The sequence below is a fragment of the Halomonas sp. A3H3 genome (assembly GCF_000982975.1).
In the GTDB taxonomy this organism is placed as follows: domain Bacteria; phylum Pseudomonadota; class Gammaproteobacteria; order Pseudomonadales; family Halomonadaceae; genus Vreelandella; species Vreelandella titanicae.
In genome coordinates, this window is record NZ_HG423343.1 from 2547055 (window position 1) to 2560133 (window position 13079).

Annotated in this window: 12 protein-coding genes; 6 read left to right on the top strand and 6 right to left on the bottom strand. The window is 52.7% G+C overall.

What is annotated here, in order from left to right; genetic code table 11:
* The first annotated feature begins 31 nt into the window (after positions 1–31).
* From HALA3H3_RS11330 to HALA3H3_RS11340, 3 genes are all read left to right on the top strand, one after another.
* Positions 32–1483, top strand: coding sequence for an NAD-dependent succinate-semialdehyde dehydrogenase (locus HALA3H3_RS11330; RefSeq protein ID WP_022521676.1), 1452 nt, complete (start codon positions 32–34; stop codon positions 1481–1483).
* An 11-nt stretch (positions 1484–1494) separates the two neighbouring features.
* The gene (gene gabT / locus HALA3H3_RS11335; protein WP_053856960.1) at positions 1495–2766 is read left to right on the top strand and encodes a 4-aminobutyrate--2-oxoglutarate transaminase; all 1272 of its coding nucleotides are present in this window, start codon (positions 1495–1497) and stop codon (positions 2764–2766) included.
* Between the two features lie 368 nt (positions 2767–3134).
* Positions 3135–3548, top strand: a complete 414-nt coding sequence (locus tag HALA3H3_RS11340; protein WP_022521679.1) for a DUF4399 domain-containing protein — start codon at positions 3135–3137, stop codon at positions 3546–3548.
* 163 nt (positions 3549–3711) lie between these two features.
* Here HALA3H3_RS11340 and HALA3H3_RS11345 read toward each other — a convergent pair whose 3' ends face one another.
* The 3 genes from HALA3H3_RS11345 to HALA3H3_RS11355 form a co-directional block, all read right to left on the bottom strand.
* Entirely contained in the window at positions 3712–4512 is an 801-nt protein-coding gene (locus HALA3H3_RS11345; protein WP_022521680.1) for a helix-turn-helix domain-containing protein, read from the bottom strand.
* 133 nt (positions 4513–4645) lie between these two features.
* Positions 4646–4942 carry a hypothetical protein gene (locus tag HALA3H3_RS11350; protein WP_022521681.1) on the bottom strand — a complete coding sequence of 99 codons (297 nt, stop codon included), beginning with the start codon at positions 4940–4942 and terminating at the stop codon, positions 4646–4648.
* Positions 4943–4951: 9 nt separating this feature from the next.
* On the bottom strand, positions 4952–5674 hold the full coding sequence (locus HALA3H3_RS11355; protein ID WP_022521682.1) for an AzlC family ABC transporter permease: 723 nt from the start codon (positions 5672–5674) through the stop codon (positions 4952–4954).
* A 512-nt stretch (positions 5675–6186) separates the two neighbouring features.
* Between HALA3H3_RS11355 and HALA3H3_RS11365 the strand changes: the two genes are divergently transcribed.
* Positions 6187–6489, top strand: a complete 303-nt coding sequence (locus tag HALA3H3_RS11365; protein ID WP_022521683.1) for an antibiotic biosynthesis monooxygenase family protein — start codon at positions 6187–6189, stop codon at positions 6487–6489.
* 68 nt (positions 6490–6557) lie between these two features.
* Here the strand turns inward: HALA3H3_RS11365 and HALA3H3_RS11370 are convergent, their stop codons facing one another.
* From HALA3H3_RS11370 to HALA3H3_RS11380, 3 genes are all read right to left on the bottom strand, one after another.
* Complete coding sequence (locus HALA3H3_RS11370) at positions 6558–8165, bottom strand: hypothetical protein (protein WP_022521684.1); 1608 nt, start codon at positions 8163–8165, stop codon at positions 6558–6560.
* 167 nt (positions 8166–8332) lie between these two features.
* On the bottom strand, positions 8333–9943 hold the full coding sequence (locus HALA3H3_RS11375) for a hypothetical protein (protein WP_022521685.1): 1611 nt from the start codon (positions 9941–9943) through the stop codon (positions 8333–8335).
* Positions 9944–10151: 208 nt separating this feature from the next.
* Positions 10152–11078: a 1,4-dihydroxy-2-naphthoate polyprenyltransferase gene (locus HALA3H3_RS11380; RefSeq protein ID WP_022521686.1), complete on the bottom strand. Its 927-nt coding sequence runs from the start codon at positions 11076–11078 to the stop codon at positions 10152–10154.
* Positions 11079–11220: 142 nt separating this feature from the next.
* On the opposite strand from HALA3H3_RS11380, the gene HALA3H3_RS11385 reads away from it, so the two are divergent.
* Together HALA3H3_RS11385 and HALA3H3_RS11390 are read left to right on the top strand one after the other, a co-directional pair.
* A complete protein-coding gene (locus HALA3H3_RS11385; protein ID WP_022521687.1) occupies positions 11221–11724 on the top strand; it encodes a DoxX family protein in 504 nt (167 codons plus the stop codon).
* Positions 11725–11752: 28 nt separating this feature from the next.
* Positions 11753–13078, top strand: a complete 1326-nt coding sequence (locus tag HALA3H3_RS11390; protein ID WP_022521688.1) for an isochorismate synthase — start codon at positions 11753–11755, stop codon at positions 13076–13078.
* The last annotated feature ends 1 nt before the right edge of the window (position 13079 follow it).

A 13079-nucleotide genomic window follows, 5' to 3' on the forward strand; every position in this document is an offset into this window, starting at 1 on the left:
GCCGTCCTACGAGATTTCTGAGGAGCAACATATGAGCTTTATCGAACAGTGGTTGCACGATGCGGTTCCAGCCCTGGTGGGTGGCGAGTGGCGTACAGGTCAACAAACCTTTGTGGTGGATAACCCCGCCTCCGGTGAAACCATTGCCCGGGTGGCGGATATGGGCGCCGACGATACCCGTGATGCCGTGGCCGCCGCCTACAACGCTGGCGCTGCCTGGCGAGCCACGCCGGTCAAGCAGCGCTCGGCACTGCTACGGCGCTGGTTTGAGCTTATTAACGAACATGCCGACGACCTGGCCCACCTGATGACCCTGGAGCAGGGCAAGCCGCTGGCGGAAGCCAAAGGCGAAGTGACCTACGGTGCGTCGTTTATCGAGTTCTTCGCCGAAGAAGCCAAGCGCATGGCAGGAGAAACCCTGCCCAGCCACGGCGCAGACAAACGCTTATTGGTTCTGCGCGAGCCGGTAGGCGTGGTGGCGGCAATTACCCCGTGGAACTTCCCGCTGGCAATGATTACCCGTAAGTGCGCCCCGGCGCTTGCCGCTGGCTGCACCGTAGTGATCAAACCGGCTGAAGCCACTCCGCTCACCGCCTTGGCCGCTGCCTATTTAGCGCTGGAAGCAGGCCTACCGGCGGGCGCCATTAACGTGGTCACCGCTTCCAAACCGGCAGCGGTAGGCGAGGTGCTCACCACTGATCCTCGGGTGCGCAAGGTGTCGTTTACCGGCTCCACGCCTGTTGGCAAACACCTGCTGGCCCAGTGCGCCAGCACGGTGAAGAAAACCGCCATGGAGCTGGGTGGCAACGCGCCCTTTATCGTGTTTGACGACGCCGATGTAGATGCCGCTGTTGATGGCGCAATCGCCTCCAAATTCCGCAATGCTGGGCAAACCTGCGTATGCACCAACCGTTTTCTGGTGCAGGACGGTATTTACGACGCATTCGTCAGCAAGCTGACCGAGCGTGTGAATGCACTAAAAGTCGGTGATGGCCTGGCGGAGGGCAGCATTATCGGCCCGCTGATCAACCAAGCGGCCGTCGACAAAGTGCAGCGCCATGTGGATGACGCGGTAAACCAAGGTGCTCGGCTGCTGTGCGGCGGCAAGCCCCACGCGGCGGGTGATCGCTTCTTTACCCCGACGGTACTGGCGGATGTCACCACCAAGATGGCGGTGGCCGATGAAGAGACCTTCGGCCCGGTAGCACCAGTGTTTCGCTTCCAGCGCGATGAAGAGGCCATCCAGATGGCCAACGATACGCCCTTTGGTTTGGCGGCCTACTTCTACGCCACCGACTACCGTCGCATCTGGCACACCATGGAGCAGTTGGAGTACGGCATGGTCGGCGTGAATGAAGGGCTGATCTCCACGGAGCTGGCGCCGTTTGGCGGCGTAAAAGAGTCCGGGCTGGGCCGTGAAGGCTCCCACCACGGTCTTGATGAGTTTACTGAACTTAAATATGTCTGCGTTGGCGGTTTATAAGGAAAGCTATGATGACTAACCAAGAATTGAACGACCTGAAAAACCGCTACGTGGCCAACGGTGCCGCCACGCCGACAACCCAGTTTGCCGAGCGCGCTGAAAATGCTGAGCTGTGGGATGCCGACGGCAACCGCTGGATCGACTTCGCGGGCGGTATTGGCGTGCTGAACCTGGGCCACCGCCACCCGAAAATCGTTGCCGCCGTTGAGGCGCAGCTCAAGAAAGTCATGCACACCAGCGCTGCGGTGATCTCCTACGCGCCCTATGTGCAACTGTGTCAGAAACTCTGCGAACTGAGCCCGGTACGCGGCCCCGAGCGCAAGGCGATGCTGGTGAATACCGGTGCCGAAGCGCTGGAAAACGCCGTGAAGATTGCCCGCGCTGCCACTGGCCGTAGCGGCATCATCACCTTCGACGGTGCCTTCCACGGCCGCACCATGATGACCCTGGCCATGACCGGCAAGGTGCTGCCCTACAAGAACGACTTCGGCCCGATGCCGGGCGACGTGTTCCGCGCCCCGTTCCCCAACCCGCTGCACGGCATTAGCGAAGAGGCGTCTTTGGATGCCATTCGCACGCTGTTCAAAACAGATATCGCCCCGCACCGCACGGCGGCCATCGTGATTGAACCGGTACAGGGCGAAGGCGGGTTCTACATCGCCTCACCGGATTACCTTAAAGCGCTGCGTGCACTGTGCGACGAGCACGGCATTCTGCTGATCGCCGATGAAGTGCAGTCGGGCTTTGCCCGCACCGGCAAGCTGTTTGCTCTCGAGCATAGCGGTATCGAAGCGGATATTCTCACCACCGCCAAGAGCCTGGCCAACGGCATGCCGCTTTCTGCAGTAGTAGGTAGCGCCAAGGTAATGGACGCCTCCGGCCCCAACTCGCTAGGCGGCACCTACAGCGGCAACCCGCTCTCCTGCGCAGCGGCGCTGGCGGTGATTGAGGTGATCGAAGAGGAAGACATCCTGGCCCGCAGCGAACAGATGGGCAAAATGCTCGCCGAGCGTTTCGCGGTATGGGAAGAACGCTTCCCCGCCGTGGCCCACGGTCGCCAACTAGGCGCCATGGCGGCGTTTGAACTGCTCGACAGCGACGGTAAACCAGATACTCAGATGACCGGTGCGCTCTGTGCCAAAGCCCGTGAGAAAGGTCTGATCCTTCTGTCATGTGGCTTCTACGGCAACAGCATTCGGATTTTGGTACCGCTGACGGTTTCTTCTGTGGTATTGGAAGAGGGCTTGGGTATTATCGAGCAGTCCCTGGAAGCGCTTAGCTAATCCTCTTCTAAGCATCATCAAGCCCGCCGTCGTCAAACAGCGAAAGCCGCTGGCGATGGCGGGCTGGTTTCAAGAGGGCTCAACCCTTATTGGACAGTGCGGCGACCCCAGCTTAAGTACTTTATGGGCAAGAATTCGATGCCTCTCTAAGCGATTGAATTTGGCTTCAACCGCGTCTAACGACCACGCTACTTACAGCACCAGATCCATTTTGATCCGACGCTGAATGGCTGGTGAGTAACCTCTCGACCTTTCATTAGCATTTCGCAATTAAGTAGCTAAACTTAGTGAGGGCTACTACATGGCCCAAGCGGAACAGCCGCACTGCAGTTATGAACGGCTGATTGTTAACCCTGAGGAGATCCGAAATGAACACAGTGAAGCACGCAGCCGGTCGCTGGTTGGTAGCTCTATCGCTGGCACTGCTGGCAATGCCCGCCATTGCTAAAGAGGGCGTTAGTTTTGTGACTCCAGAAGACGGCGCTGAAGTGTCAAACCCGATACAGGTGGAAATGGGCGTTTCAGGCATGCAAGTCGAGCCTGCTGGTACCATGGAGGAGAGCACAGGACACCATCATCTGATCGTTGATGGCGGGTCGATTGCCAAAGGCGAGGTTGTCCCTGCCGACGATACCCATATCCATTTTGGTGGTGGCCAGACCAGCTACGAGCTCACCCTGCCCCCAGGCGAGCACACGCTGACTCTGCAGTTCGCCGATGGTGAGCACCGCTCTTATGGCGCTGACTGGGCAAGCACCATCACCGTCGACGTGGTTGAATAACCGCTAGTGAGTTAACCCCGCTCAGGCCCATCCTTGTGCACCCGAGGGTGGGCCTGTTGATGTTGTGGATCTTGCCTGCCATCGTCAAACTGCGAAAGCTGCTGGCGATTGGCGGGTTTTTTGGCTTTAGGGGGAACGTGAATATTTTGGCGTTGCAGTGTGATTAGGAGCCACTGCCCCTGCAGTCTGGTTTAAACCTAGATAACCACTGAGTGGGAGTAAGACCGAAGGCTTTCTTGAAGTGGTTTGTCATATGGCTCTGGTCATTGAAACCAGCTGAAACCGAGGCGTACGACAACGAATAACCTTGGGTCAAATAGTGTTTTACGAACGAAAGACGCCGCATGGTCAAGTAACGGTATGGGCTTGTTCCGTATAATGCCCTGAAATCTCTTGATAAACTCCACTTTTCACGGCCACTTACTAACGCTAAATCATCCAGTGTGATCTGAGAATCCAACGAATAGTGGATATATTCCCTAGCTTTTTCTGCGGCGCCATAGTCGTATGCCACCCTACCTTTTTTGTGACCGGCAACAGTAGATAGAATATTGGCCAGCTCAAAGATAATATCGTCTTCTTCTAGCTGTTTATGAGTAGCTTCTAAATCATACATGAGGAATTCTGTGGCTGCATATAGCCGAGGGTCTGTGCTAACGCCACCCTTTATGTAGGGTAAGGTGCGGCCACCAAGCACCGCTTGAAGAGCACAGGGTTCAATATACATGATGCGGTAGTGGAAGCCGTCATTCGTACCAGCCTCACCGTCGTGGAGTTCATCAGGATGAATCACAATGGTATTGCCAGGTAAGCTAGTTCTTTTTTCACCTCGGTAATTGAAGCAATGAACCCCTGACAGTGTCCTGCCTACAGCATACGTATCGTGCCGGTGCGGCTCGAAGGCAACGCCAGAAAAAAAGGCTTCAAATTTTTCTATCTGTGTATTAAAAAAAGAATTTAGCATAGGTGGTAAGGTATCGGCTTCTATCTGAATGCAGGGTTATCATGCAGCGGAATATATAAATAAGTAAAGCTAGTTAGCCAGTTTTGACAGTTTATATAGGCTGTCCTTGAAGCGCTCTCGTATTGCGGGCTATTCAGCTCAATACGTAATATAGAGTGGTGGCGACGACTGTCGTTAGGATCAGTCCACTTTTTAATATAACTGCCAATATGCCTACTGCAATAAAAGAAAAAATAGATAGGTTAAGCCCGTTAGCTATCTCTGGTATCACGATATAAGTGATGAAGCAAATAAAAATAGAAGTAGGCAATACTTCCTCAATCAGATGCTGGGACTTTGCACCGAAGTTAATCGTGAACAAAGAGGGCAGAACTCTTACCATGACACTTGTAAGTAGAAGAGCCAAAATCACCAAAAAATTATCTGCCATATTTGTTCCTCAATATTTTCTCTTCAGTAGATAGAAGATAGCGGATAATAGAATGATGGAGGGGACCCAAAAGTAGATGCCACCAAGGGTGTAATAGAAAATCCCACTTATTAAAAAGCCTAACGTTGACTTTGGAATGGTTATCAAACCACTTTTATAAGGTCGGTTTTGAAGATACGAGATGGCAAGAAAAAGAAGCACCAAGCTCGCAGGTATACTGGCATTTATGTCATCAGGTAAAAGGTTGGGAAACAGCCTAGCTATAATGCCGCCTGCTACCCCAAAGAGTATCCAGGAGACGAAAATGGTGAAGCGAATTATCAGCATGGCTCTTTGGTTATGTCCCTGCTCAATAGCGTACGCTTCGTCGCCGAGTGCATGGGACGAAAAAAACTGAAGTAGTTTATTTGTTGGTAATTTGTTTGAGCATGAAAGCGAAATTGCAAAATACCGGCTATTGATCATGGTGGTAACGAAGGCAATAGTTAAAAAACTGGCACCAGAATCAGAGAGAGGTAGAGCGGTAAACTGCCCGCTCCCAGAAAAACCGAGTAGGCTTACAAGAAAAATTTCGACAATGCTCCAGTCTGCTTTGTAAGCAGTAAAGCCGAATAGCATGCTTACAGGTGCTATTGCAAAGATGGCCGTCAATAGTAACGGAAGTAGAACCCGATACTCTACTGTGTTTGAAGCAGAGAGAGCTTTTTTGGTGTTTAAATACTTACTCATCATTGCCAATCGCCTTTCCCAAGATGTGAATTTTTTTGTTATGGCTAATGGACTTACAGCAGAACAGTGAAGCTAGCTGCTACGCTGGAAGCGTATGGGAAAAGTTGATAAGCGTATTGTAAGATCGTGCAGGTTTGTTGAGAGCGGAGTGGGTCTAGCCGTTATGGTTCTTCAATATTTTGTTTTCGTGCGTTGGCTTGGGCATCGCTGGCTGGCGAGTTTATCCACAATCACTTGGCTGGCTTCTTTGGTCGGGTTCAATGGTGAATACGGGCAACATGGGGCCCGCCGTGGCTGCGTTAGCAAGCGGCGCGTGATCATGAATGCGTACTCGCGTTTGAACCAAACGACCTGGATAGGTGCCTTAGCCATTAATAATACTGATACCTGACGGTTGAGAGCTATTCGCCGCTAAGTCTATTCGCCACTATGCCATGACGTTACCATCAAGGTAGCGTTTGCGTAATCAACCCAGCAGATCAACTCTGCAGGAACAAACCCGTAGGAGAGTAACGATGTATATCGCGATGAACCGCTTTCGGATTGCCCCAGGCCGCGAAGAGGACTTTTTAGAGGTGTGGCGCAACCGCGACTCTCACCTGGATGAAGTGCCGGGCTTCAAGCAGTTCAAGATGCTGCAGGGGGAAAGCCAGGAAGATCACACCGTGTTTATCTCCCACAGCGTGTGGGAGTCGGAAGAAGCCTTCCGCGCCTGGACTAAGTCAGATGCGTTCCGGAAGGCCCATGCCAATGCCAAATCACCCGAAGGTATTTATCTTGGCCCGCCTAAGTTTGAAGGTTATGAGGTGGTGCTTTAAGCCATAGGTAATAATGTCAGCGCTGGACAACAAGCAAGTGATGCACGTGTTATCCAAGCGATATGGGTTTATAGGTTCATTACAACTATCACCCCAATAATCACCACCGCACAGCTTGCGATGACCCATTTAGTGAAGCTGCTGGCGGTGGCTTTATTCGTTTGCTCAAGCTCGTTTAGCAGGATGTTAACGCGCATGTTAGAAGTGAATTCGGACGTGAGGTATTGATTGCTGACGCGGCTACCGTCGTACCAATGTTCGGGAAAATCGATAAGCGATGTAGGGAGCGCTAACTTGTCGCCATAATTCAAAAACGACATGCTTTGTGACTTTGTATTGATCAGTTCATTGCGCTGGGGAATTGAAGCTGGCACCTCCACTTCTGGGATGCTCATATACTTCAATGGCTTACATATGTAGTTGCCTTTCCTCTGCCCCAGTAAAAGCATTGGAATCCGGTATTGACCGCATTGAAAGCGCGCTAGGCAGGGAAAGCGTCCGTCGCTATAGTCAGGCTGAAAAAACTCGTCGCTATTGGCCATTTCGCCGGGTAACAGCCCGTCGAGACTTTCGCTGAATCGCGCCATATCAAAGCTTCGGCCCTTCTGGAAGAATGACCAGGCAAGGTGGTTGACGATACGCTCTCGCAGCGCTTCGCTGGCGATGTGAATTCCTGTGGTGTCGGGGAGTGCCGCATTAGCTTTGAAAAGTGACGCCGGAATCCAATCTGGATCCGGCTCAAAGAGCGCCTTCATGCCCGTAGGCATAGTGAAGCTGACCATTAACTCCCAGCGCTCAGGAGTATCGGCTGGCTCCCCTTTCAATGGCGCGATTGCCGTTACATTCAAGCTAATGTCGTTCGCAGAGGGGACAATATCGTGATTGATCAAGGCGCGTAGCTTGTTGAAGTGGGAGAGTGGATTCTCTTCAATCAGGCTATTGCGATAAGGCGACTCTGGCACGATGGGTTCTATTGACGCTTCGTCCCAACTTAGCAGTAACGGCCGCCTCATGCGTTCGAAAAAGGCCTGCTCGCTTGGCGATAGCGTGTTCAGTGGTTTCGCGCCATCGGGTAGCTCGGGGAAAAGAGGGTTACGCCAATCCAACTGATCATCGAATACGTAGATAGGTGCTAGCTTGCTCGAGTCTTGACCGGACGAATGCGACAAGCTGCTATCGACCCAATACTGAACCGCACCATACGGTAATGCGCCTGCCTCGCTCATCTGCTCGAAAGAAAAAACTTGTGCCTGGTAGACAACTTCTTTTCCCTCTTGGGGTTCCACAATCGCCGTCATGCCCAACGCTAACGTAGACCTACCCTCAAGATACTGGCCTGTTTCGCCATCGGTTAGGTGTAGACCCACACGATACAAGTACGCATTACGGGCCAGTTCAGCCAGTGTCAGCGGCTTGGCCTTGACCACTGCTTCGCTGTCTTCTTCAATCTGTGCACCAGCCAGCAATTTGAGCAGGGTATCCGCGCTTGTGGATGCGACGTAACGAGGTTTTGAGTCTACCTGCATCACGACCGGTTCGTCATGACCTGCCGCGTTGCGAGCAAAGGCCGCATAGAGTTCGCAGTCGGCCCAATGAAGTAGTTTGCGCTGATCCGACGATGTCAGATCTTTCTGAAATACAGGGAGAGAGAAGCGTGTAGAAGTATTCGTTGTCATGGTTATCATCCTTGAGTTAGATGGCCGTCTAAAGCCCAATAAAACACTAGGCTGTTAATATGGTAATGAAAAAAGAAGGGTACGAGTTGGTGCTATAAGCGACCAGGATCACGCTGGTGCTTACCCGTGAACTTATCGAGTAAGCGCCAGGCTTAAGCAGTATGGGGTTATAAAACCATATCCAATATCACGAAAAGTGCGACGACGGCACAGCATCCCAGTAGCCACATGAGTGGGGAACTGTTATCGGAGAATTGCTGGTTCACGTTTTCGGGCAGCTTTCTTTCGGGTAGTTTTCTGAAACTCATTTCGGAATAGAATTTGTCTTTGATATCTTTATTGCTAATCCGTATGCCTTTATACCAATGATCAGGAAAGTCGATAAGCGATGTGGGGATCGCTAGTTTGTCGAAAAATGCTGAAAGCTGCATGCACTTTGACTCTATACAGATCAGCTCGCTACGACGAGGCACCAGCGTGGAGACATCCGCCTCTGGGATCTCCTCGAACGTCAATGGCATGCATATATAGTTTCCTTGATCCTGCCCTAATAAAAGCATCGGCACACCGTATTCGCCGCACTGAAAGCGTGCCAAGCAGGGGAATCGTTTGTCCGAGTAGTCCGGCTGAAAGGAATCATAGCTGTTGCTAATGAAATCAGGTAGCAGCCCCTTGAGATCTGTGTCAAAAAGGCTTTGTGTGAAGTCGCGGCTGCGTTGAAAGAAGCTCCAGGCAAGTTGATTGACGATACGCTCGCGAAGTAATTCGCTGGCGCGGTGGGAACCGGTTGTGCTGGGTAGTTCTGTATTGGCTTTGCATAGAGAAGCTTCAATCCAGTCCGGGATGAAGACTGCATTCGCCCCTGTGGGCATGGTAAAACTAACCCTTATTTCCCAGCATTCGGGGCTGTCTGCGGGGTCATCATCATGCCTGGCAGATGTTGTGATCGTCAGGGTAATGTCGGCAGCAGCCGGTACGATATCTTGATCGACCATGGCACGCAGTGGGCTGAAGGTGCTGAGGTTGTCCGCGCCCAGCAGGCTGTTCTGATAGCAAGACTCTGTATCGGTTGGCGTTGCAGACTCGTCGACCCAGATCGGTATCGGCTGCACTTTCATACGCTCGAAAAAGGCCTGAGCACTGGGCAGGAGCGTACTCACTGCCTTTGCGTCATCGGGTAGTTGCGGAAAGAGGGGGTTGTTCCAATCCAGCTCATCGTCAAATACGTATATTGATTTTATCTTGCTGAGATCGCGGTCGGAGGTGTACTCGAGTTCAATGTCGTGCCAATACTGAACAGCACCGTAGGGTAAGGCTCCAGTGTCATTAACAGACTCGAAAGAGAATGGGGCGGCTTCGTAGATGACTTCGTTGCCCTCGGCATCTTCCAGGATAGCCGTCATACCCAATAGCTGCATTACGGATAATCCAATATGCAGACTTTCTTCCTTGTCGATGAGGTGTAAGTTCAAGTGGTAGAGGTGCGCATTGCGGGCCAGCTCGGCAAGCGACATTTGCTCAACAGTTATTTCGTGGCCTTCTTCAAATTCTGCGCTGGCCATCAAAGTTTGTAAGGCATTAATGCTGGTAGACATGATGAAGCGACGCTGAGAGCCTACATGCATCACTGCTGGCTCTTTATAGCCTGATGTATAGCGTAGAAAGGCTACATAGAGCTCGCAACTGGCCCAACGCAGCAGCTTGCGCTTGTTTGTCGTTGACAGATCCTGCCGAAATTCTGTGAAAGAGAAGGGCTCAGAAATAGCTGTGGTCATCATTCATCATCCTTGATACGAAAGGCGTGTTGTCAAAAATAGTGCCGAAGAGTGGCAACAGAGGCATACACTCCCATGGATGGCATATTTAATTTCGCTTAGTTTACCTAAGTAAGCCGGAGTTTTCCCAGCATCAGGCCTCATCATCGCCAAAGAGCAGATCTGTTTTGAACTGGGTGTTTGTTTAGCGCTGACAAGGGTTGGTAAAAACTTAAAACAACGCCAAGCCAATAGAGAGCAGTACGCTATAAAGCAGCGTTGAAATGGCCGTTTTCTTCAGCATGCCGGTTAGAATCTCGCCATCACGGGCATGGCTTAACGTTCTGGCTGCGTCAGTCAGTGGTTTGGCCACTAGCAGGCAGCTCCATCCCACCCACGGCACCGGCAGCGCAACCAAGTAGATTAGGGTAAGTAGCAGCGCCAACCCCAGCAGCGCCCAGTGGTAGTTAATCGCCTTAGCGCGGCCTAGCCGCACCGCCAGGGTGATTTTGCCATTGCGTGCATCGCTTTCGATATCGCGCACGTTATTTACATTGAGCACGGCGGTGGCCAGCAGGCCGCAGGCGGCGGCAGGTAGAAATGGTAGCCAGTTTAGCTGCTGTACATGCAGATAGTAGGTGCCCAAGACGCCGAGTAGCCCAAAAAATACAAAGACCGCAATGTCCCCAAACCCTCGGTAGCCATAAGGGGTGCCACCTAGTCCAACGGTATAGGTCACCGCTGCCAGCAGGGCAGCAGCACCTAATAAAATGAAGATGAGAATTTGCCCCCACTGATTTCCAAACGCGGCGACCAGCAGTAACAGCCCCAGTAACGCGGCAACCGTTGCCGCAATGATCATTCCCGTGCGCATTTTTTCCGCGCTAAGCAAACCAGAAGAGACTGCTCTTGCAGGCCCTATACGCTGTTCGTCATCGGCGCCCGATGCAGCATCACCGTAATCGTTGGCTAAATTAGACAGCACTTGGAGCGTAATAGCGGTCAGTAGGGCAAGTACAAGCACTGCCATATTCAGGGCATCCACACTTGCGGCTAGCCCAGTACCCAACAGAATGGAAGCACACGCTAGCGGTAGCGTTCGGGGGCGAGCGGCTAACATCCAGGCTTGGTAGTGGCGGCGCTTACTATTTTGTCTCATTCCGTTGATATTCCTGTTGACCGTTTTCATTCAATAAACATTCGGCACTGTATGATTAAGTGCTAAAAAGTAGACCTACATCAAAACTAGCGGCGCTGTCTTCCCCCACACTGCTGGTTACCCTACAGCAGGAGTTTACGCGATGATTGGCGACTTATTTAGACATAACAAATATATGGCGGTAGTTTGGTTACTGCTACGGCTCTATTTAGGCATCACCTGGCTAACCTTAGGCATCGGTAAAATGACCGGTGGCTTTAGCGCCGAGGGCTTCCTAAGCAATGCTGTCGCCAACCCTGTGATGCGCGAGGGAAGCGCGGTTTACCCTAATTATGTCGCCTTTCTAGAGAATTTTGCGTTGCCCAATGCGGATGTCATTAATTTCATTATACCGCTGGGAGAAGTGTTAGTTGGCCTGGGTTTGATCGTTGGTGTGCTGACCTCGTTTGCTGCGTTTTTCGCCATCGTGATGAACATGTCGTTTTTGATGGCAGGCACGGTGTCCACTAATCCATGGATGATTGCGCTGACTTTCTTGTTGCTGGTGGCGGGTGCCAATGCGGGGCGGTTTGGTGGCGATCGGTGGGTGCTGCCCTATATGAAAAAAAAGCTAGGCTTGAAGTACCCAGCTGCCGCTGGTAGTTAATTGAAAACGCGGGGCTAACAGGCGAATTATGCACGTTACACACCCTATTGAAGCACTCAAACATCAGCTTGATGCGCTTCGTCATACGGATAAAAAAGGGTTTATGCGCCTAAATACGCCCTGTCAGGTCGGTAACCTGATGGGGTGGTTAAACGTGCAGAGCGTTTATCCCCGCCTCTATTGGCAATCCCGCGATGTGGGCACCGTGGAGTATGCGGCGCTGGGGGTTGTTAGGGCGTTTGATTCGCTAGCCGCGCTGCAGGCTGACCTTGCCACACTGGCCGATAGTGGTGGCGAGCAGCCGGATTACTTCGGGGGCATGGCCTTCGACCCCGGTATGTCTGGGTGGGAGCATTTTCCGGGCTGCCACTTTTTGCTGCCGCGTATAGAGCTTAGGCGCCAGCAAGCGGGGGCGACGCTATCACTCAATCTGCGCTTTGATGATTGCTGCCCAGAGGTCGAGATAGCCCAGGCTCGTGCCTGTTTGGCTGCCCTGGAGGAGGAGCAACTGCTGCCTTGTTGGCTGCCGAATGTTTATCAGCGTGAAGACCGCCCTGCGCAGAAAGAGTGGGCGGCGTCGGTGGCGCAGGTCACTCATCCTGATCAACTGGGTCACACCCCCAAGGTGGTGCTCTCCCGGGAGACCTGCCTGACGACATCTGAAACGCCCAACCCCTGGGCGCTGCTGGCACGCTGGCAGGCCGGTGCCGTTGACTGTTTTCACTTTGGCATCCAATTTACTCCCCATGAAGCCTTTATCGGCTGCCCGCCGGAACGGCTCTACAAGCGTAAAGGTAGGCATTTAATGACCGAGGCGCTGGCGGGTACCACGCGCCGTGGGCGGGATGCCCAGCAAGATCAAGCGCTTGCCGATGAACTGCTTGCCGATAAGAAAAACAGCCTGGAAAACCAGTGTGTATATCAGCAGCTTTTGACCCAGCTTGAGTCGCTCTCTTCTCAAGTGGACATGGGCGAGGCGCATATTATTAAGCTGCGCTCGGTGCAGCATATCCGTCGTCTGATTCACGCCGAGTTGCACCGAGACGTCACCGATCAGCAGTTGCTGGCAGTGCTGCCGCCTACCCCAGCGGTAGGCGGTGTTCCCCGCAAGTCGGCACTGGCATTTATTCGCCAACATGAGCGCCATCGACGCGGTTGGTATGCGGGCGTTTTCGGTCGAATCAGTCACACCAGCAGCGATCTGGCGGTGGCCATTCGCTGCGCCCATATCGGCCCAGAAACAATTCGCCTTTATGCCGGTGCAGGCATTGTGGCAGGCTCACAGCCAGACGAGGAGTGGCACGAACTGGATACGAAAATTGCTGACATTATGTCGCTGCTTGGGATGGGATAAC

Bases quoted from the DNA above. Each gene is read 5' to 3' on its own strand.
- HALA3H3_RS11370 (WP_022521684.1), bottom strand. From the start codon at position 8,165: ATGACAACGAATACTTCTACACGCTTCTCTCTCCCTGTATTTCAGAAA.
- HALA3H3_RS11330 (WP_022521676.1), top strand. From the start codon at position 32: ATGAGCTTTATCGAACAGTGGTTGCACGATGCGGTTCCAGCCCTGGTG.
- gabT (WP_053856960.1), top strand. From the start codon at position 1,495: ATGACTAACCAAGAATTGAACGACCTGAAAAACCGCTACGTGGCCAAC.
- HALA3H3_RS11380 (WP_022521686.1), bottom strand. From the start codon at position 11,078: ATGAGACAAAATAGTAAGCGCCGCCACTACCAAGCCTGGATGTTAGCC.
- HALA3H3_RS11345 (WP_022521680.1), bottom strand. From the start codon at position 4,512: ATGCTAAATTCTTTTTTTAATACACAGATAGAAAAATTTGAAGCCTTT.
- HALA3H3_RS11350 (WP_022521681.1), bottom strand. From the start codon at position 4,942: ATGGCAGATAATTTTTTGGTGATTTTGGCTCTTCTACTTACAAGTGTC.
- HALA3H3_RS11385 (WP_022521687.1), top strand. From the start codon at position 11,221: ATGATTGGCGACTTATTTAGACATAACAAATATATGGCGGTAGTTTGG.
- HALA3H3_RS11355 (WP_022521682.1), bottom strand. From the start codon at position 5,674: ATGATGAGTAAGTATTTAAACACCAAAAAAGCTCTCTCTGCTTCAAAC.
- HALA3H3_RS11375 (WP_022521685.1), bottom strand. From the start codon at position 9,943: ATGATGACCACAGCTATTTCTGAGCCCTTCTCTTTCACAGAATTTCGG.
- HALA3H3_RS11390 (WP_022521688.1), top strand. From the start codon at position 11,753: ATGCACGTTACACACCCTATTGAAGCACTCAAACATCAGCTTGATGCG.
- HALA3H3_RS11365 (WP_022521683.1), top strand. From the start codon at position 6,187: ATGTATATCGCGATGAACCGCTTTCGGATTGCCCCAGGCCGCGAAGAG.
- HALA3H3_RS11340 (WP_022521679.1), top strand. From the start codon at position 3,135: ATGAACACAGTGAAGCACGCAGCCGGTCGCTGGTTGGTAGCTCTATCG.